The organism is Flavivirga spongiicola, assembly GCF_030540825.1.
GTDB classification, from domain to species: Bacteria; Bacteroidota; Bacteroidia; order Flavobacteriales; family Flavobacteriaceae; genus Flavivirga; species Flavivirga spongiicola.
Genome location: NZ_JAUOEO010000001.1, coordinates 3,321,843 through 3,343,540, shown reverse-complemented (window position 1 = coordinate 3,343,540; position 21,698 = coordinate 3,321,843). Strand labels below are relative to the sequence as shown.

The 21,698-nt window shown below is 31.7% G+C and carries 16 protein-coding genes; 5 read left to right on the top strand and 11 right to left on the bottom strand.

Annotation, left to right across the window (positions count from 1 at the left end):
- Positions 1–52: 52 nt before the first annotated feature.
- The 4 genes from Q4Q47_RS13400 to Q4Q47_RS13385 form a co-directional block, all read right to left on the bottom strand.
- Positions 53–3,949, bottom strand: coding sequence for an InlB B-repeat-containing protein (locus tag Q4Q47_RS13400; RefSeq protein ID WP_303307158.1), 3,897 nt, complete (start codon positions 3,947–3,949; stop codon positions 53–55).
- 71 nt (positions 3,950–4,020) lie between these two features.
- Positions 4,021–4,983, bottom strand: coding sequence for a hypothetical protein (locus Q4Q47_RS13395; RefSeq protein ID WP_303307157.1), 963 nt, complete (start codon positions 4,981–4,983; stop codon positions 4,021–4,023).
- A 37-nt stretch (positions 4,984–5,020) separates the two neighbouring features.
- Positions 5,021–5,440, bottom strand: a complete 420-nt coding sequence (locus Q4Q47_RS13390; protein WP_303307156.1) for a hypothetical protein — start codon at positions 5,438–5,440, stop codon at positions 5,021–5,023.
- A 78-nt stretch (positions 5,441–5,518) separates the two neighbouring features.
- Positions 5,519–7,465, bottom strand: coding sequence for a cadherin domain-containing protein (locus Q4Q47_RS13385; RefSeq protein WP_303307155.1), 1,947 nt, complete (start codon positions 7,463–7,465; stop codon positions 5,519–5,521).
- A 197-nt stretch (positions 7,466–7,662) separates the two neighbouring features.
- On the opposite strand from Q4Q47_RS13385, the gene Q4Q47_RS13380 reads away from it, so the two are divergent.
- Entirely contained in the window at positions 7,663–9,837 is a 2,175-nt protein-coding gene (locus Q4Q47_RS13380) for a hybrid sensor histidine kinase/response regulator transcription factor (protein ID WP_303307154.1), read from the top strand.
- Positions 9,838–10,194: 357 nt separating this feature from the next.
- On the top strand, positions 10,195–12,300 hold the full coding sequence (locus Q4Q47_RS13375) for a response regulator (protein WP_303307153.1): 2,106 nt from the start codon (positions 10,195–10,197) through the stop codon (positions 12,298–12,300).
- 1 nt (position 12,301) lies between these two features.
- Here the strand turns inward: Q4Q47_RS13375 and Q4Q47_RS13370 are convergent, their stop codons facing one another.
- A complete protein-coding gene (locus tag Q4Q47_RS13370) occupies positions 12,302–13,276 on the bottom strand; it encodes an FAD:protein FMN transferase (RefSeq protein ID WP_303307152.1) in 975 nt (324 codons plus the stop codon).
- A complete protein-coding gene (locus tag Q4Q47_RS13365; RefSeq protein ID WP_303307151.1) occupies positions 13,277–13,654 on the bottom strand; it encodes a Na(+)-translocating NADH-quinone reductase subunit F in 378 nt (125 codons plus the stop codon).
- 102 nt (positions 13,655–13,756) lie between these two features.
- On the opposite strand from Q4Q47_RS13365, the gene Q4Q47_RS13360 reads away from it, so the two are divergent.
- Positions 13,757–15,196 (top strand): SLC13 family permease, encoded by a 1,440-nt coding sequence (locus Q4Q47_RS13360; protein ID WP_303307150.1) that lies wholly within the window; start codon positions 13,757–13,759, stop codon positions 15,194–15,196.
- 371 nt (positions 15,197–15,567) lie between these two features.
- Positions 15,568–16,317, top strand: coding sequence for a hypothetical protein (locus Q4Q47_RS13355; RefSeq protein WP_303307149.1), 750 nt, complete (start codon positions 15,568–15,570; stop codon positions 16,315–16,317).
- A gap of 118 nt (positions 16,318–16,435) precedes the next feature.
- Here the strand turns inward: Q4Q47_RS13355 and Q4Q47_RS13350 are convergent, their stop codons facing one another.
- The gene (locus Q4Q47_RS13350) at positions 16,436–17,305 is read right to left on the bottom strand and encodes a DUF4846 domain-containing protein (protein ID WP_303307148.1); all 870 of its coding nucleotides are present in this window, start codon (positions 17,303–17,305) and stop codon (positions 16,436–16,438) included.
- 290 nt (positions 17,306–17,595) lie between these two features.
- Between Q4Q47_RS13350 and Q4Q47_RS13345 the strand changes: the two genes are divergently transcribed.
- The gene (locus Q4Q47_RS13345; protein ID WP_303307147.1) at positions 17,596–18,054 is read left to right on the top strand and encodes a Na(+)-translocating NADH-quinone reductase subunit F; all 459 of its coding nucleotides are present in this window, start codon (positions 17,596–17,598) and stop codon (positions 18,052–18,054) included.
- A 146-nt stretch (positions 18,055–18,200) separates the two neighbouring features.
- Here the strand turns inward: Q4Q47_RS13345 and nqrF are convergent, their stop codons facing one another.
- The 4 genes from nqrF to Q4Q47_RS13325 form a co-directional block, all read right to left on the bottom strand.
- A complete protein-coding gene (gene nqrF / locus Q4Q47_RS13340) occupies positions 18,201–19,508 on the bottom strand; it encodes an NADH:ubiquinone reductase (Na(+)-transporting) subunit F (RefSeq protein WP_303308474.1) in 1,308 nt (435 codons plus the stop codon).
- Between the two features lies 1 nt (position 19,509).
- Positions 19,510–20,229 (bottom strand): NADH:ubiquinone reductase (Na(+)-transporting) subunit E, encoded by a 720-nt coding sequence (nqrE, locus tag Q4Q47_RS13335; protein ID WP_303307146.1) that lies wholly within the window; start codon positions 20,227–20,229, stop codon positions 19,510–19,512.
- Between the two features lie 79 nt (positions 20,230–20,308).
- The gene (locus Q4Q47_RS13330) at positions 20,309–20,953 is read right to left on the bottom strand and encodes an NADH:ubiquinone reductase (Na(+)-transporting) subunit D (protein ID WP_303307145.1); all 645 of its coding nucleotides are present in this window, start codon (positions 20,951–20,953) and stop codon (positions 20,309–20,311) included.
- Positions 20,954–20,955: 2 nt separating this feature from the next.
- Entirely contained in the window at positions 20,956–21,696 is a 741-nt protein-coding gene (locus tag Q4Q47_RS13325) for a Na(+)-translocating NADH-quinone reductase subunit C (RefSeq protein WP_303307144.1), read from the bottom strand.
- Between the last annotated feature and the right edge of the window lie 2 nt (positions 21,697–21,698).

The window sequence follows — 21,698 nt, the reverse complement described above, 5'->3', positions numbered from 1 at the left end:
ACAAACCCCTAATCGAAATTTTCAAAAGGGGCTTGTTTTACTATTAGTCACTTTACTCTTTAATAAAACGTTTAGTTAAAGTATTGCCTATTTCATCTTCAATTTTTACTAAATACATACCATTAGATAAATCAGAAACATTAATAACTGATGATGGTACCTTTAAAACTTCTGTTCCTAACATAGAATAAACTGAAACTTGTTTTATTGCTAATGTTGTTTTTATATTTAAAATACTTGAAGTCGGATTTGGATAAAGCTTGATGCTTGATTGTTTAACATTAAAATTGTCAACACTTAAAGATAGAGCCCCAAACTCATAAGCTCCCATATCTACATTAGTATTAAAAACACGTTGGTTTCCTAATAGATCAGAAATTATGCCTGTTGGTATTTTAGTATTGTCTCCTGCATTTATAGCTGGGGAACCTAACTGTAAGGTAAAATCGTTAGTAACACTATTGACAAATAATGGATTAACATTACTTGTGTTAAATAGATTTGACGAGTTTATATTACTAAAATCACCAATAGAGTTTGTGATACTAATGCTACTTGGGTAATCTGTATTCGCTCTACCTGTAGAGACATCCCCTACATTGTCATAAAATATAGTATTAGATATGTTTTTAGCCATTACTCCATGGCCGCTTCTTTGACTAATAATTACTGTAGATTTGTCTAGTCCTGCTCGTGTACCAATGTCTTGATTTTTAGCAAAAGTACAGTTGGTAATGTTTGCTACATAGGTAGATCCTGATCCATACCCTCTTAACCACATAGCGCTACCTGCATACGCTTTAACAGCGCTTTTGTCCTTAGAAACGTTATTAGTAAATAAACAATTGGTAATATTGGTTGTTACCGATGCATTATTATAGGTAAAGCTATAAATTCCTGAAGCATAAGTTGCTAAATTATTATCAAAAATAGTATTTTCTATGGTTAAATTTCCTGAACCACTAAAATTAGCCAAAATACACCCTCTAGCATAACTGATATTATCTTTTATTGTACAATTTTTAATAATAAAATTATCAACGGCATCATTTTTTAATATGGCTGCACCGTCGCTATGTATAGCTGGAGAAAGTATAGAAGCATAACCTCCCATAATAGTTATTCCATCTAAAATCATATTATCTGTAGCCACTCTAATTACGTGTAACGAATTATCATTTTTGTCAGTTAAATTAAAATTTACTGCTCCTGTATCATTCCCTTGTAAATCACCAGTTAATATCGTTATATTGGTTCTAAAATCTCTTTGAGATAAGGCTGTTTCTGTACCATTAAAACCACCATAAATACCTATATTATTAGTATTGGTTGTAAAAGAAATATTCCTATCAACAGCATGTGGTGTATATGCTCCTTCTGCTATCCAAATATCACTATTTGCAGTAACCGTATTTAATGCTGTTTGTAAACTGGTGTAAGCATCTACCCAAGAGCTACCATTATTAGCTCCTGTAGCATCTTCATCTACATAAGTTACTGGATTCGCATTAAATGTTGCAGTTACGGTTTTACTTGCATCCATAGTAATAGTTTCGGTATTACTATTTGATACAATATCTCCCATCCAACCATTAAAATGATATCCAGCTGCTGGGGTTGCAGTTAGTGTTACAACGTCACCAAAATTATACCCATTACCATTGGTTGGTGTTGGGTTTTGTACTACCGTACCGCTACCTACCTTATTAATCGTAAGGTTTTGCTGTATAGAACTAAAGGTAGCCGTAATATTTTTATTAACATTCATGGTTATCTGTAATGGATTGGTTGTTCCTGAAGCATCTCCAGACCAGCCTGCAAAATTCCACCCTGTTATAGGTGTTGCTATTAATGTAATCACATCTCCGTTATTATGCATACTAGTTCCATTAGGTACTACAGTACCACTACCCGTTTTACTAACCGTTAAATTGTATCGTGTCGCTAAAGCTGGATCAAACTCATACGCCCCCATATCTACTGTGGTATTGTAAATACGATTGTTCCCAAACAGGTCTGTAGTAATTCCTGAAGGTATTTTAGTATTATCCCCAGCGTCTTTTGCCGGTGAAGTTGTTTGAAGTCTAAAATCGTTTGCAGTAGCATTCACAAATAAAGGATCATTAGTACTTGTATTATTGGTAGAGGATACTTTTGTAAAACCATTTTCTCCAATAGAATTTTCTACATTTATTGTAGTTTGAAAATCATTCGTTATTCTATCAATAGAATTAATCAAGACGCCTCCAGTAGTTGTATTTCCATAAAAAATAGAGTTATATATATTAGCAGTTGATTGTGTACCTATCCTTCTGCTTAAACCAAATGTAGCTTTAAAAGTATTTCCGTCAGGATGTGTGCCCAAATCTTGATTTTTAGAAAATGTACTATTAACTACATTTACCGTATAAGTAGAATTATTTCCATAACCTCTTAACCACATAGCACTTGCGCTAAGCCCTTTACTTGTCGAGCTTAAATCTTTAGAAACATTATTAGTGAATAAGCAGTTTGTTATATTGGCTGTTACTGAAGCATTGTTATTTGAGTAGCTATAAATTCCCGAACCGTAACGTGCTAAATTGTTATCGAAGCTTGTGTTTTCGATATTAAGAGCTGAAGGCGCTGTATTGGCAAACATACAATGAACAGCACCACCTCCGTATGAAATATTGTTTTTTATGTTACAGTTTCTAATTGTTAGGTCTTTTATTTGATATGTTTTAAATATAGCTGCCCCATTAATCCCTGCTGTACCTGTTAAATTTGCATGCCCTCCAGTAATTGTAAATCCATCTATAACAACATTGTTAGCCTCCCAAACTTGCACGACATTGAAGCTATTATCATTCTTTTCTGCTAGATTAAAATCTAAAGCTCCTGTATCATTGTTTAAAAGGTCACCAGACAAAATCGTTTTATAAGTATCAACATCTCTTTGAGACAACACTGTTTCGGTACCATTAAAACCACCATATATCCTAGAGTTATCTTGAGTAATTGAAAAAGAAGTAGCTTTAACTTGAGTAGGGTGTTGAGCTGGCACATATGTTCCTGCCTTTACCCATACATCTTGGGTGGTTACTACAGAAAGTGCTTTATTTAAATCTGTAAAAGCATTAGCCCAAGTCGTGCTACTCCCTGTGCCGTTAGCCGTTAAGTCTACATAAAAACGTGGTACTAAATCATAAAATTCTTTGTACAGGTTTTTACGCTCTGTATTATCTAATGCTTTATTATATATTCTAATATTATCAATAGAACCTGTATATTTATTTATCCCTTGTGCAATTTTAATATCGCTAATACTAGGGTTTACATGTACAAAGTTTAATGACGATGCCCCTCCACTTCTTCCATCTGCATGCAATTCATTATCAATATAAACGTATCTATGTAAACCAAAAGTCCAAGCACCACCAAAGAAAAAAGTAACTCTCTCTAAGGTTATCGTTACATGATGCCATTTATTATCGGCAATCATTCCAGATTCATACGTTCTCTCCGAAGTAATTTGGTTTCCATTTTTTAAAAAATTAGACGTTAATCTTATCTTTCCATCTACCAATTCTACATACCAACCAACATTACCCCCAAAACCAGAAAGTTCATATTGTTGTATAATATTTTGAGGTGTACTATTTACTACCCCTGTTTTTATCCAAAAACTAATAGTGGCATCTTCCCTATTAGTCAATGAGTTTCCTCGTGAGCCAGCATTGAAACTATCTCCGTTTAGTATCATTGCTCCATCAAGACCGTCTAAAAAATCACCCCTAAAGCCTCTTGCTGTTCCTGTTGGAATAAGATCTCCTGTTCCTGGAGTAACTTGATTTACCAAACCTCCACTTGAGTTTAATGTGTAAGATTTTATTAAGCTAGTTGTGGGCACTTGTCCATAAGTATATACACTTAAAAATAGTGCAATTAAAAGTAATTTTGTTTTCATAATAGATTTGTTTTTTATCCCCTTAATTGAAATATCAAAAAAGGGGAGTATTATTGACTTTTAGTACTGTTTTATTTGATGGTAACCATACCTCCGCAATTAGAGTTGGCAGTATAGAAAGAATAAGGCGTTGCAGATCCTGAATTAGAAAGACGATAGTACAGGTTTTCATCGCAAGACATATCTTTTATAACACTACCAGCACTTACCTTATGTAAAATAGAATTGGTACCTGAGCCACCGACCCAAATATCTCTACCCAACATGTTTTTCACCTTTACAAATGCATTTTCTTCTAACAGTCTTCTGGTTTCCCTTGCTTTTCGGTATGCGGGAGAATTATATATAGAATCATTGTACTTTTTTATACGCTCGTTCTCTCCATCCCTAATGCTTTTAATTTCTGCAATTGCGGCTTTGTCTTTAGCGGTTAACGTATAAGCAGATTGCTTTGCTTTCATTGCTGAAATGTAATCACTATAAACTTTGTCTAGATTTAATGCGGTAAGTTTTTTGTGCTCCGGTCCAAAAGAATAAGCTGCTTTTAATTTTGAAAAGAACCCTTTTTTCTTCTTTTTCTTTCCGCCTTGGCTTTCACCATTTGCTTCTTTCACAAAAATGTAATCCAGTTTAAATGACCCGTCATTATATAGTTTTCTAAAGCACAATAAAATGTCATCAATGAGCATAAAACCTTCACTGTTTTGCTTATGCCTAATATAGGTAGCATACGGATAACTATCCAATCGTTCGTAATCACTTAATTCATCCATTGAGAACCGCTCTTCATTAGTTTCGGTATCTATGGCGGTAAATCCTGTTGGTGTACCAGATGCCGTATAGTTTACCGATAGTGTAATAGGGTTTTCCTTTGAAGTCACCTCATACGTACCATCACCTTTAGGAGCAATACCAAAAAAACCGACATACTTGGCGTCTTTACCATTTTTTTCAATGGTTTGGTAAAATCCTTCTTGGGCGGTTAAACCAAATGCTATTAATAAAGCGAATACTGTTATTATTGTTTTTTTCATGATTTTTAATCTTATTGATTTTTAACTGATTATAATTTTAAAGTTTACTAGCATATGCTTCAATTTTTTCTTTTGTCATCATTTTTAAAGTCGTTTTATTTTTACTGTAAAAATTACTGAAGGCAAAAGCCGTATTTTCATCAAGCGAGGGCACCACGGCAATAAAACTTTCTGCGTCATAACTAATAATAAAAATGCCCATGGCGTAAAAAACAGATTGTCCTATACTTTCGCTTTCTTCAGGTCGGTATTGATACATTGCTGGAAAACATTTCTCGCAAGACGCTATAAGTAACATTTTAGCATCATTTTTTTCTACAAACTGAATATGTTTAGTTGTTATACCACGTTCTTCAAAAAGTAAGTGATATGTGCCGTCAAGTGTTTTATCAGATTCTTCCTGAGCTACCATTGTACTAATATTTAATAGCGCTATAAAAAATATAAAGTGTCGCATTTTTTTGAGTTTTAAACGCATTAAAACAGGATGCCGTTAACTTTAGCGGCACCCTGCTTGTTGTTTTTTTGTACTAAATTAAGGTTGGTGTGTTTCTGAAATTTTTCGAATAGCATTATTACCATACTCGCTAACAAAAATTACGCCCTGAGCGTTCAATCCTATACCCCAAGGTTGTCTAAATAGAGCAGAAGATCCTGGGCCATTAACAAACCCTGCCGATGAACCAGCAATAACTGTGGTAGTAAAGTTGCCATTACCATTTTTAATCGATTTATAAACGCTATGATTACCAAAATTTGTGGTATAAAAAGTATCGTTGTTTTGATCGAGCACAATGCCATAGGGCTGTACAAAACCTGTTCCGGCCGATACCAAGGTGGTTATGGTTTGTCCACCATGGGACATTGTTTTAATCTTATTATTTCCAGTATCGGTTATATACAGTAAATTTTGAGTTTTATGAAGTGCTATGTTCGTCGGAGAGTTTAATCTAGAAATACCATGTTGACCATCAACATCTCCTGACGTGCCATTTCCAGCAATGGTAGTTACCGTTATATTGCCATTTCCAGCGATACTTATTCTTCTTATTGCGTGGTTCCCATTATCCGCAACATACACATTAAAGCCATCACTATCCACAGCAATGCCTGAAGGAAACCTAAATCTAGAATTATGCGCAGGACCATCTATCAACCCTGGGTTCATTCCATTTCCTCCAATAGTAGTTACTGCTGTTGCTGTAATTTTACGAATACTATGATTACCATTATCCGCCACATACACAATACCAAAGCGGTCTACGGCTACACTTGACGGGCTTCTAAATTGTGCATTTTGTTTAGTACCATCGTTATAACCTGCCACTCCGGTGCCTGCAAAGATGGTGGCAGCACCTGTGGTAATATCCACATGTCTAATTACATTATTATCAGCATCCGCGATATATAAATTGTTGCCAAGAATGGCCACCCCTTTTGGATGATAAAATCTGGCAGATTGACCAACAGCATTTACAAGGCCAGTATTACCGTTACCCATCCAAGGACTTACCGTATATTCATCTTCATTTACATCCGTTACATAAACGGTAACCTGAGCGGTAGTGGTTATATCTCCATCGGAAACTTTAACATTAAAATTATGAAAGGTTTTTGCTTCATAATCAAGACTACTACCTGTCCTTAAACTTAAAAATCCAGTAGCAGAGTCAATCTCAAACTTACTTGATGCTGAACTATCCTCAAGAGAGAAAGTTAAAGTATCGCCATCTTCATCACTTGTAGAAATACCACCAATTTTAAAAGTATCGTCAATATTTTCTGCAACAGTATATACTGAAGGACCAATATTAGGCGCTTCATTAACATCGGTTACGTTTATAGTAATATTTGCCGTAGCTGTTAAAGTTCCATCACTAACGGTTATTGTTACTGTATGGCTTTTTGTTTCTTCATAATTTAATCTACCTGATTTTAACTTAATCTCATCACCTGTAATTTCAAATCCTGCGGTTGTAATACCTGTACCACCAGTGAGTGTATAAGTTAGATTATCTCCATCTGGGTCTGTAGTCACCACTTTTCCTATTACGACACTTGCTATTGAATTTTCTACTACTGAAAAGCTTTGTGCTGCTATTACAGGAACTTCATTATCATTGACAACATTTATAGTAACAACTGCTGTTGCTTTTTCTTGTCCATCACTAACTTCTATTGTTATGGTATGGGTTGTTGCTGTCTCATAATCTAACATACTATTAGCAATAAGGCTGAGATTTCCTGTGTTTGTAATTTCAAATAGGTTATTACTATTCTTGGTTATTTTATAGCTTAGTTTATCTCCATTTAAATCGGTAGCTTTTACTGTTCCAAAAACATCGGTATCTGTCGCAGCTTCTGATGCATTAAAGGATTGTGCTTCTATGGTTGGTGCCACATTCGCTGGCTCATCGTCTTTTCCGCAAGAAAAGCTCAATATTGCCATTAGTACTATTAGACTTCTTTTAATTGTTTTCATAAATATAGATTTAAGGGTTAAAAAATAAAGCGTAAAACTATATTTAAACCTTAATCTATATGCGTCAAAAAACTACTTATTATTTTCAAAAAATGACTATTTGAGTCAAAAAACAACCTTTTGAATCATGCTGTAATTATTGTTTTGAAAAGTCTGTGATTTTTATTCATCTTTGGGAAAAAAATCCTAAGAAAAGAATGAGTATAAAAGCTTTTTACAATAAGTTAATTAATAGCGGTACTGGTATTAATCTTGACAATGCATTAAACAAAAGGATTAAAATTTTAAATACTTATGCTTTAGTTTGGATTAACCTTATTGTTATACTCACTTTTATAGAAAACCTAATATACTATGCCTTCTTATTATTTTCAGACAACTTTAATGATGGGTTAGATGACTTAGGAGATGATATTGGAAGTTATTCCAGAATTGTTCAATTATCTACAGTTATTTTGCTATCTATCGTAATAATTTTAAATAAAAACAAAAAATTTGCTTTTGCTAAAGCTTTATATTTAATTACCACTTTAGGTAATTTTACTCTTTTCACTTTATTTATAACCCCAGGAATTTATTCTGAATATTTCTTTATTATAGTTCCGCCATTAGCCCTTTCATTATATTCAAAAAACATAATACCCGTTATTGTTTTGGTAATTAGTTTTTTACTATTTGTTACACCTTATAACTTTTATCCTGTATACCCAGACAGTATTGTTAAAAGGTTTTTCCCAATACCTCAAATATATATTTTTATAAGTATTTACTTATTGGTAAATTATTTTAAAAAACTTAATTCAAAAAATGAAAAACTGTTACAAATTGAAAAAGATAAAGTACTAAAAGATAAAGTACTTTTAGAAAATCAACAACGTGAATTAGAAGAACTCAATGAATTTAAATCACACTTTTTTGTGAATTTATCACATGAAATTCGTACACCACTCACACTTATACAAGGACACGCTTCTCAAATCAACTTAAATAAATCTAAAGATAAAAATCAGGAGAAAGTTAATATTATAAAAACACAATCTGAACAAATTCAATTTATTATAAATAACATCATGGATTTAAGTAAAATTGATGCTAAAGAGTTTCAGCTAGATTCTCAATACATAGATGTATCTTCTTTTTTAAATAAGCATTACATTAATTATAAAGATTTATTTGATGCTAAAGGCATTTCTTTTTCACTTAAAAATGATACTAAAGATTTAGCTTTTAAAGTTGATGAATATATATTTTCAAAATCTATTAACAACCTATTAAATAATGCATTAAAATTCACATCAAATGGAGGTTCTGTAAGTTTAAATGCTTGTTTAGAAAAACAAAGTTTAAAAATTGAACTTACTGATAATGGCATTGGAATACACGAAAAAGATCTTGAATATATTTTCAATCGTTTTTTTCAGTCTAAAAATCATATTACTAAAAGCCAAGGCAGCGGTATAGGCTTATCATTTACTAAAAGTATCATAGAGGCGCATAATTTTTCTATTAATGTAAAAAGCACACCAAATATTGCAACTACTTTTAGTATAGAAATTCCGAGTGAAGCATTACAAAAAAGCGAGCTGAATACTATAGAATTATCTAATGAAAAAAGACATATTTCTCCCTCTTTTTCTTTAGCACAAACAAATTCGAAGCGAAAAATTTTAATCGTAGAAGACCATACACAAATGCGTGATTATATAGCAGGCTTACTTAATAAATATAATATTATGAAAGCCAACAATGGTAATGAAGCTTTAGATCTTTTAAAAACTAATACGTTTGATGTTATAATAACTGACTATATGATGCCCATTATGGATGGGGAAGTACTGGTTAGTAATATAAAAAAGCAAGGTATAAAAACCCCTATAATAGTACTTACAGCTCGTACAGATGCTAAGGGTAAACTAAACATGTTACGTTTAGGAATAGATGGCTATTTAAACAAGCCGTTTATAAAAGAGGAATTGTTGATGCATCTAAAACTAGCATTTCAATCTTATGACGTGATTAATCAATTTGATAAACAATTAAAAGAAAAAGAAAAGCAAAACCTAAATAAGTTTGCTCAAAAATTTAATGAAGAATTAAAAGATTTTATATTTTCTAATATGCATGCTTCTAATTTTGGCATTGACGCTATTGCTGAACATTTTAACATATCTAAAAGCACTTTAAACAGAAAGGTAAAGACTCTATTGGGACAAGTCCCGAAAGATATTATTATGGAAGCTCGATTACAAAAAGCAAGAGTTTTATTAGAAGAAAACCCAAAAGAAACTCAAAAGAATGTTGCAAAAGCTGTGGGCATTAGCAATACATCTTATTTTTTTAAAAAAATGGAGGAACGGTTTTATAAAAAATGATATAATCTATACAAAAATTCTTGAAGGCTTCACAAAGTAACTGATGCTCTTATCTAATTCACATATTTACATTCCAGAATATTTTGTCCAGATATAATATCTTAAGTAAATACTTTTTGATAACCTCTACCATAATATTGTTGTGCAAAAATAGCGTGATGATATTATAAAATATTTGTTTCTGTCAATTTACTTAAAGTGAAATAAGTTTTTAATTTAAAAAAACTTCTGTTTGTGGCATAAATCATTTATTTCTGTCAAAAAAAGAAAAGAGATATTTAAAAATTATTCGCTATTAAAACTAACCAATATATTAGCATTCTTTATTTACTTATAAGTAAAACAATGACTCTTAGTATGAACGAGAAATACAATCTGGTACTAACAAAAATCTCAAAACTTCCTGTATTAAGAATTGGTATAAAAAAGGAGACACATTTAACAAAAGAGAAAAAAATTATTTTAGTTAATATTATTTGTGTCCTCCTTCTTATTTCTTTCATTCAAGTTATTATAATAGGCTCATTATTTGACAAAAGATTGGTTTCCTCAAAATCCTTAATAGGGTATTGTATACCAACAGTAGCTATATTTATTATTTTTTATCTTCATCACTTAGGAAAATACAACTCGGCTAAAACAATTCTTATTTTAAGTTCTTTCTTTACTTGTTTTATTTTTGATGTATATATTTTACCAGAAATTCAGATTATTTTTTTCTATATAACACCTCCTTTAATTTCACTAAGTATTTTCAATTCTAAAAAGCCTCCTTTTCTATTCTTAATTTTAGCCATTTGCTTATTTCTTGATGTTTTTTACCTAAAAAACGGAATTGATTATAGTCAAATTCATTATACAAGTCTATTTCTAGTAACCTTCTTTATTCCCTTTTTTCTTATTCAAACAAATAAGAATGCTGAAAAAAAACTCCAAAAGCAGCAAAAGGAACTAGAAAAATTAAACGACTTTAAATCTCACTTTTTTGTTAACCTCTCTCATGAAATAAGAACACCATTAACACTTATTAAAGGTTACACTTCAAGAATAGATTTAAAAGATTCTGAAGCTGAAACTGAAAAAAAAATAGAAACAATTAATAAGCAAGTAAAACAAATACAAGATATTATAGATAACATTTTAGATCTAAGTAAACTAGATGTTGATAAACTAGAATTAAACATAGTTCCTACTCCTATCATTCCTTTTTTAAATAAACATTATGCAGATTTTAAAGAACTATTCAACAAAAAAGAAATTGATTTTAATTTAAAATTAGACATTCCTAACATTATAGTGAATATGGATTTAAGCCTAATTTCTAAATCATTAAATAACTTATTAAACAATGCTTTAAAATTCACTCCCAAAAATGGAGAGGTAATCGTGAATGCCACTTATAATAATAGCTTAAACATTACTATTACAGACAATGGTATTGGTATACCAAAACAAGATATAGATAAGGTATTTAATCGTTTTTATCAATCTAAAAATCACATCACCAAAAGTCAAGGAAGTGGTATTGGTTTATCCTTTAGTAAAAGTATAATTGATGCTCATGGTTTTAATTTAACTCTTAAAAGCATACCCAATACAAGTAGCGTATTTAGCATAATTATTCCAAAAATTGCAACTCATATATCCCAAAATGCACCATTTGATATATCAATGTCTCATCAAGAAAACAATATTGGGAAACAATTGTCAAAAGTTACTAAAGCTAATCTTAAAAGACGTATTTTAATAGTTGAAGACCATGACGAAATGCGTAGTTATTTAAAAACAGTTTTGAACAGGTATAATATAACTGTAGCAAATAATGGAGATGAAGCTATAAAATTACTTAAGAATCAAGCGTTTGATGTTATTGTAACGGACTATATGATGCCTGTTATGGATGGCATCACATTTATTGCAGAAATTAAAAAGAAAAATATAAAAATTCCTGTAATAGTTATTACTGCCAGAAAAGATAATAAAGGCAAGCTAGATATGTTACGCCTTGGCATTGATGCGTATTTAACAAAACCTTTTATTGAAGAAGAATTACTTATTAATGTAGATAGAGCTATTACCTTTTACGATAGTATAAAAGAAATTAAATCTAACTTAAATGATGATGAGAAAATATATTTAAATAACAATTCTGATAAAATTTTCAATACCAAACTAAAGAACTTTATAGAAGAAAATATAAAAAATAAAAACTTTGGTGTAGCGGATTTAGCAAACTTTACAAACCTTTCAAGAAGCTCTTTACATAGAAAAGTAAAACTAGTATTTGGTCAAACACCAAATGAAATAATAACAGAGGTTCGTTTACAAAAGGCAAAACTAATTTTAGAAGAAAACCCTATAATAAAGAAAAAAGATTTGGCTGATAAAGTAGGCGTTTATAATGCTAGCTATTTTTATAAAAAACTGGAAGATCGATTTTGTATCGTTAAACAAATGAACTAAACTACTCCGGAAATCCATTTAAAGCTAAAGTCTCTAATTCTTTTTTATCATTCTCAAAAATCAAAAACACCTTAAGTTCTGGATGCGATTTTAGAAACTGTTTCACTTTTTCAATCCCCATGGTTTTAAACGCTGTAGAATAGGCGTCAGCTATCATACAATCACTTGTTATTACAGAAATACTTAGTAAACTGGTTTTACTTGGATAACCTGTTTTAGTATCAATAATATGAGCATATCGGTTTCCATTTTCATCTATTTTAAACTTTCTGTATGTCCCTGAAGTTGCCATCGCTTCATTAGTTAAAACAAGCGTTCTAGAAAGAGATTGGGTGCCATCAAAATTAGGGTTTTCAACACCAACCGTCCAACTACTGTTTTTCTCAACATTAATTCCTTTGGCATTAAGTTCGCCTCCTATATTGACTATATAATTCTTAACATTTTTAGTCTCTAAGAATTTTGCAATAACATCTACCGCATAACCTTTTGCTATAGCATTAAAATCTAAAAAGGTCTCTTTTGGTTTAATTATATTATTATGAGACTTAAGGACTTTATTAAAACCAACAGTAAGCATCAAGCTATCAATTTTTAAACTATCTAAGTTTACGATTTTACCTTTTGGCCCAAAATCCCAGGCATTTACAACAGCCCCAATGGTAGGGTCGAAAGCACCTTCTGTTTCTTTATAAATTATTTTTGAGGCTTCATATACATTTGTAAAATGTTCATCAACTCTAATAGCTTCGTTTCTGTTCAATTTAGAAATATCCGAATTTGTTTGATACGTAGACATTGATTTATTAATCACATAAAATAAGCTATCAAATTGTTTTTCATAATTTATATCAGAGCTATAAGTTACCTCATAAAATGTTCCAAAAACAGCTCCAGAAAGTTTTGTGTTCTTTTGGTCTGTTTTACAAGATATTAATAATAAAACAACTAATAGGGTTATTGTAATCTGCTTCATTTAGTTAAAATTGGTTTCTAAAACCTGTATGCCATTATACTCTAAAAGGTATTCTTCATCTAAAAAAATAAGACCTTTTTTATCATCAATATTACCTAAACCAACACCAGCATATAAAACTTTTGCATCCTTTTCTCTTGCATGTTTTTTAAACGACTCCATCCAAACAACATCATAATTATTAGGATTGTCTGGTAAAATAACAGCTCTTACAATTACAAAATAGTACTGCTTGTCTTTATCGATACAAACAAATTGTGGATGTTTTTTAAGCTTACTATTTACAGCTATAAATTCAAAACCACGCTCTTCTAGGTCTTTTCCGACATAATTCATAGCTAAGTTATGCAATTCTTGTTCTGTAAGCGGTTTACTCATAAGACAAAATTAATATTTAATATTCATATTCAACTAATACCAGTTTTAAAAAATGTTTAAATTTAGAAATTATAAATTAGTATCTCTTATATAATACTTTAGATGAGTAAACACCCTGTCTCCAAAAAAATTGGATTAATATTAGGCCCTATCTTTTTCATTACTTTACAAGCTTTACCTTTTGAAATTGTTTCTGAAAAGGCAGATACTGTCATTGCTACTGCTTTGTGGATGGTTAGCTGGTGGATAACCGAAGCCGTTTCTATTTCTGTGACTTCGCTTTTACCATTATTGTTATTCCCGCTGTTTAAAGTGATGCCTATGACCGAGGTTGGTTCTAATTACGGAAGTCCTATAGTCTTCTTATTTTTTGGTGGTTTTGTGTTAGCCTTAGCTTTAGAAAAAGTAAATCTGCATAAAAGAATAGCTTTAAATATCATAAAAAAAACAGGGACTACACCTAATAAGGTTATTCTTGGTTTCATGATCGCTACTGCTTTTATGAGTATGTGGATAAGTAATACTGCCAGTACTGTAGTCATGTTGCCAATAGCTATGTCTGTTATAAAACTATTAATTAATGACTCTGATGGTTTTACCAAAAATGATCAGAATTTTGCTTTAAGTATCATGTTGGGAATTGCTTTTTCTGCCAACGCTGGAGGTATCGCAACAGTTATTGGTACGCCTCCTAATTCGATTTTAATTGGCCTATTGGAAAATGAATATCATATCGAAATTTCCTTTTTCAAATGGATGCTTGTTGGTTTACCCTTTTCAATTATTTTGATTACTATTATCTACTTTATATTGGTGAAATGGATGTTCCCAAATACTGGACTTGTATTCAATGCCTCAAAAGAGGTTATAAATGTAGAGCTTCAAAAACTGGGAAAAACATCGCCTAAAGAAAAACATGTGCTTGCCATTTTCGGAACTCTTGTCTTTCTTTGGATATTTAGGAGTCTAATCAATTCATTAATTCCTGGACTTGCCTTATCTGACACCGTCATTAGTGTTTTTGGAGCTGTAGCTCTTTTTACTATTCCTTTTAATTTAAAGAAAGGTGACTTTATTCTAATTTGGAACGATACTCAAAAACTAGCTTGGGGTATTCTAATTTTATTTGGTGGTGGTTTGGCTTTAGCTAAAGGCATGTCATCCAGTGGTATTGTTAATATAGTAGCTACTACCATTTCAAACAGTAATATTAGTATTTTACTCATGGCTTCCTTGCTAATTATATTAATGCTTTTTATGACGGAATTAATGAGCAACGTAGCTCTTGTAGCAGTTTTAGCACCTGTTGTGGCAGGAATAGCTCTTGGTTTGGAAGTTCCATTGCTGTATTTATTAATTCCAGTAACCATAGCCAGTAGTTGTGCTTTTATGCTTCCTATGGCTACCCCACCCAATGCTATTGTTTTTGCTAGTGGTTTTATAAAAGTTAATCAGATGGCTCGCATAGGTATAGTCATTAATATAATTGCTATAGTATTACTTATTTTATTATTCAAGTTCATTTTACCTTTGGTGTTTTAATAAAAAAATATCAAGGTAAAATTGAAACTTTTTACTCCTACAAACTGCAAATAAACCATACTTCTCTCTCAAAAATCTAAAACAATAAGTAATACTAAACATACAAACAAAAACAAAAATAAGATTTTTCAACAAAAAATAAGCATTTCATCGATTATTTATGCTTTTTATCTACTTTATTCAAAAATAAATTTATATTTACCCCGTCATTAAAAAAAATGAATTAGAAGGACAGTTATATTGACTCTAATTTATCAACTTAATAACACCCAAACAAACCAAAAATAGAATAAACATAAGTTTGTTCTTTAATGAATTTAACCATGTAAACTTGAAACAAACTATTTTAAGTTTACAGCAATACTTTAATTATGAATAAAACAATACTTAAAACTCTAGCGCTTTTTTGTTTTATTGTTTCATGTAAAACAGGTGTAAAAGAAAGTGCCATCACTGCAGATGGTTGTGAGTTGTTCAAAATTGGAAATTATAAATTCTATAATCCAAGAATTTATGAACGTCCAGTAATCTTTAAAAAAGGGAGTCATGAATTATTACATGATGAATATACCCCTAAATGGTATCCTGGCTACTGTGCTGAAAATTTACCTGCTTATTTTAAAACAAAAGAAGACTTCTTGAAGCATGTTCATTCTAGCCAAATAAAACGTCTTAGTACGCCTTATTTTGAAGAATTCTATAATAGAAATAAAGATAAAGCAAAAGGAAAACCAGGATTATATAATGATGACTACCACCTTTTATTTAGAGGGACTGTTAGTGTAAAGAATGCAAAATCAGGTAATGAATACCTTTTAGTAGCTGGAAAAAGTTATATTGATAGCGAAGCAGACTACGATAAAAACACAGATTTTTATGAAAGTGACGTGAAAACTATGTTTGCTTTTATGTTGGAAGATGGTGCGTATAAATCTGTTGACCCTAATCTTGTATTTGGAACATTTACAAAAGAACAACATGATAAAGTATATGATATTTTAAGTGTTAAATCATTAGTATATGCTTCTTGTTTTGAAAATGTGAACACTACAAGAAAACCAAATTTTGATAGCTCTGCACTACCTGGTTGGGTTTATAACAAATCTGATTTAGACGATTAATAATTGTACTGAGCTTAACTTGACTTTAATAAAAAAGTCAAAATTCAATAACAAATGCAAAAGCTTTACCTTTTCTGGTAAAGCTTTTGCATTTCTATTCCCTCCTATTAAAAATCATTTATTTAAACTGAACAAATTTAGAAGCCCCAAATGTATAATTTGAAACAGGAATTACAGCATTTTTTTTAAGAGGGTACCAAGGTGAGATATTTGAGTCTTCTAAATTCTTAACTAAATGTATACTTTGAGCTGGAGTATTTCCTTGAAACAATAAATATAATTTTTCGCCTTTACTATTTATAACTTCATCACAGATCATGACAATATGCCCAGGAGTGCCTCCTTTAATTAGCATATCACCAATTTTAAGGTTTTTTGCATTTTCAATTTTAGGTAATTCGTTATACAATGAAAGTGTTCCGGAATACATATAAATCAAATTTAAATACTTATAAAAATTTTCTTTGGAATGATTTATTGGCGTCGATTTTTGAAACGTTACTTGATTACCACTAATTTTAGGGCGATAACCCTCTGCATATTGCTTCCAAGCACAATAATGGCCGCTAGTAAAATTGAAACCAATTTCATCTTTTCTATTATGGTCCCATAGATATTCGCTTCTCACTCTAATTAAAGCGTCTGCACATTGTTGCAAACCATTTTTAGGTACTGGAATATCTAATATCCCTATATGTCCTCGTTGCCAATAATACTCAGAGCCATCATAATTAATAATCTTAGTGCCAAACGCCTTTAATTTATAATTACGTAAATATTCTTGAAAAGATTCTTTAGGATACACAACCCGCTTATAGCCTTTTGGGAAATTAACTCTAGTTTTAATAGTAAGACTATCTTTATTTAATAGGTTTGGTACTTTTAATGAAACCACCAAATTTTTAGCGGTGCTTTTCACAGGCTTTTGTTGGAATATTATAACCCCTATTACTGAAAGAATTAAAATTAAAGCTAAAAGTTTTTTCATGTGCTTATATCTATTATTTTTTATTTGTCATACTTCAACTTTAGTTTATCTTGAGCCTTTCGACTGCACTCAAGACAGGCTGAAGTCGAAAGGCTCAGCACATGCATGTAGCTTCCATTATGATCATTCCCATGGATATCGTATCGACTGTTCGATATGGAAGTTTCATGTTTATTTAACGCTAACCGTTAATACTTCGTATCTATGTCTCATTTCTCATTTGAAATTTAAGACTTTTTTGACAGTTTAAGTTTATATTTTTTAGTAACTTAATCTGAAAATCACGGCTTATGAAAACTTCAAAACGTTTAGAACAAGCTTTAAAGAAATTATATACTGCATTTCATAATAATGAATTAAACCCGGAATGCTGTAAACAATGTGCCGTTGGGAATATTTTAGACAATGCAGATAGCTGGAAACATCTTTCAGATTCTCACGGCGTATTAGAATTGAATTATATTGGCAAAGTACATGAAACGCTAGGTAGAAGGTTTAATGGTTATAGACCATTGGAATTATTAAAAATTGAAAATATTTTTCTGAAAGCCTGTGGTTATACCATACCGCTTCATTATAAAAATGAAAAACCTAAAAACCCTACTGATAAAGATGTTTTGTTTAATGGTTTAAGTGAAGTTGTAACCTTTTTGTGTTATTTAGATAACGTTTCTAACGTCATGGATTACACAAAACTGTTTGAGTTTGAAAATGAAAAACCGAAATATACATTAGATCTTTCTGGCTAAAAAGAATCTCTTTAAAGGTTATAAACAAAAAAACCCAACACTTTCGTATTGGGTTTTTATTTTTTTTATGTGGATTCTGCATGACACTTCGGCCTTGCTTAGTGACAAGTGTAGAATAATCATTCTTGACAAATGGCTATTATGGCCTAACCTCCAAAGTCATCAAATCTAATATGCTCATCTGGGATACCAAAATCTTCTCCCATCTTTTGAACCGCCTTATTCATCAACGGTGGTCCACAGAAATACAATTCGATATCTTCTGGTGCCTCATGTAAGCTTAAATAATTATCGATCACACAGTTGTGAATAAATCCAACAAAACCATCACCTGGCGCATCAATATTTTCTTTTACCTTCCAGTTATCTTCTTCCATTGGCTCAGATAAAGCCAAGAAGAATTTAAAGTTAGGGAAGTCTTTTTCTAACTGATAGAAATGGTCTAAATAGAATAACTCACGCTTAGAACGTCCACCATACCAATATGTCACTTTACGACCAGTTTTTAAAGTTCTAAATAAGTGATATAAGTGCGAACGCATTGGTGCCATACCTGCACCACCACCAACGTAAAGCATTTCACTTTCAGATTCGTTGATAAAGAATTCACCGTAAGGTCCGGAAATAGTTACTTTGTCTCCTGGTTTTTGATTGAATATATACGATGATGCCACACCAGGGTTTACATCCATCCAACCATTTTTAGCACGATCCCATGGTGGCGTAGCAATACGAACATTCAACATAATCTCACGTCCTTCAGCTGGATAAGAAGCCATAGAATACGCTCTTTCAACCGTTTCTTCGTTCTTCATTACTAAAGGCCAAAGATTAAATTTATCCCATTCTGCCTGAAACTTATCTGGCGTTTCATGCTCTTCCGGGTGTGCTGTAATGTCCATATCGGCAAACTTAACTTCACAGTTAGGTATTTCTATTTGAATATATCCACCAGCTTTATACCCCATATCCTCAGGAATCTCTACTACAAATTCCTTAATGAACGATGCCACATTGTAGTTACGTACTACAGTAGCTTCCCATTTTTTAATACCAAAAATTTCTTCAGGAATAGAAATATCCATATCCTGTTTAACTTTTACTTGACATGCCAAACGCACACCATGTTGCAATTCTTTTCTACTAAAATGAGGTGTCTCTGTTGGCAAAGCTTCACCACCACCAGAATTCACATGACATTCACATTGAATACATGTACCGCCACCACCACAAGCAGATGGTAAAAATATTTTTTCACTTCCCAAGGTCGATAATAAGGTTCCTCCTGAAGCTACTTCAATTTCTTTCTCACCATTAATGGTAATCTTAACTGGACCTGATGGTGATAATTTTTGTTTTACAAATAATAACAACGCTACTAACAACAATGTAATGATTAAAAATGCTGTTACGGTTGCAATTATAGTTCCTAATGTACCTGCGGCTAAAATCATATTACTCATTTACTTTTATGTTGTTAGCAATCACTTTTTCGTCTTCTGTATTCAATTTAGAATCAACTTTTACAGTTTTCTCTTCTTTTGGAGCTTCATCATCACCTCCCGTTAACATACCTCCAAAACTCATAAAACCAATCGCCATTAAACCTGTAATGATGAATGTAATTCCTAAACCACGTAAGGCTGGTGGCACGTTAGAATATCTAATTTTTTCACGAATAGCAGCAATAGATAAAATGGCTAAAAACCAACCGATTCCTGAACCTATTCCGTAAGTTGTTGCTAATCCTAAAGTTGGTATTTCTCTAGATTGCATGAATAAAGACCCTCCTAAAATGGCACAGTTTACCGCAATAAGTGGTAAAAATATACCAAGTGAATTATACAATGATGGTGAAAATTTCTCTACAACTATTTCTACCAATTGTACCATGGTTGCAATCGTTGCAATAAACATGATAAATGACAAGAAACTTAAATCGTAAGAGGCATATTCTTCACCTAACCAAGATAAAGCTCCAGGCTGTAAAAGATACTGATCTAACAACCAGTTTAAAGGTACTGTTACTAAAAGTACAAATATTACGGCAGCACCTAGACCAACTGCAGTACTTACTTTTTTAGATACAGCCAAGTAAGAACACATTCCTAAGAATGTAGCAAACACCATGTTGTCTATAAATATTGATTTGAAAAATAATTCTATATGTTCCATATTCTTTTTAGTTGTTTGTTGTTGGTTTTTAGTTATTGGCCAATTACTACCAGCCAAAAACTATCAACTATCAACTATTTTAATCTTCTATTAATGCTTTATTTCTACTACGTTGTACCCAAATAATAATACCAACTACAATTAATGCCATGGGTGCTAATAACATAAATCCGTTATTCTCATAACCAAATGCATACACGCCCGTTTTCTCAATAGGGTCTCCTAAAACTTTAATTCCTAATAAAGTTCCTGCTCCAAGTAATTCTCTAAAAAATGCTACTATAATTAAAATAACACCGTATCCTAAAGAATTTCCTATACCGTCTAAGAATGAACGCCAAGGTCCATTTCCTAAAGCAAACGCTTCAAAACGCCCCATGATGATACAGTTAGTAATAATCAATCCAACGAAAACCGAAAGTGTTTTACTCAACTCGTATGCAAATGCCTTTAATACTTGGTCTACAATGATTACTAAAGCGGCAACCACAATTAGCTGAACAATAATTCTAATTTTTGATGGAATAATATTTCTCATTAAAGAAATAACCACATTTCCTATTCCTAATACAAACAACACTGAAATAGACATGACAATGGCTGCCTCTAATTCGGCTGTAATTGCTAAAGCAGAGCATATTCCTAATACCTGAATAGTAATAGGGTTATTATCTGCTAATGGATCTTTAATTAGTGCTGCGTCTTTTTTCGATAAAAGTCCCATAATTATTTCAATGTTTTAAAATAAGATACATACTGTCTTAATTCAGACTTAAGCATTGCCGAAACGCCGTCACCTGTAATAGTGGCTCCTGCAATAGCATCTACCTCGTTATCATTTTTCTCTAAATTCTTTGGATCGTTATTTCCTTTAGCAACTGTAATGCCTTTAAAACTTCCATTATTCATTAGGCTTTCACCAATGAAATCGTCCATAAAATAACGTTGCTTAATGTTAGCACCTAAACCTGCTGTTTCTCCTTTATGATCAAAATAAGCGCCTTGAACAACCATATTGGCATCCATAGCAACATATGCCCAAATAGCATCCCAAAGTCCTTTTCCTCTAATAGGTGCTATATAAAATGTTTTACCATCTTTACTACCAACAAACAATGGCAATCTTCTTTTATTACCTGCTTTTGCACTAGATTGTTCCTTTTTCACATCAATTAAATAGGCTTCAGAATCTTCAGAGACATCATCACCTTGTATAACCAATTGCTTAGTAATGTATTTCGAAAACAATTCTGGAGCTTCATCTGTAGAAACGAATATGGCACTGCTTTCATCGTTCGCATTAACGCCCATAGCATACAAAATGTTTTGTTGCTTTTCTAATCGTTCGTTATTATCAATTCTAGGTCTTAAGGCAGAAGCAGTAAATGCTAATACCCCTCCTACTACTATTACCATGGCTATGGCAAAAATTATAGTATATATATTTGAATCCGTTTTTTTACTCATGA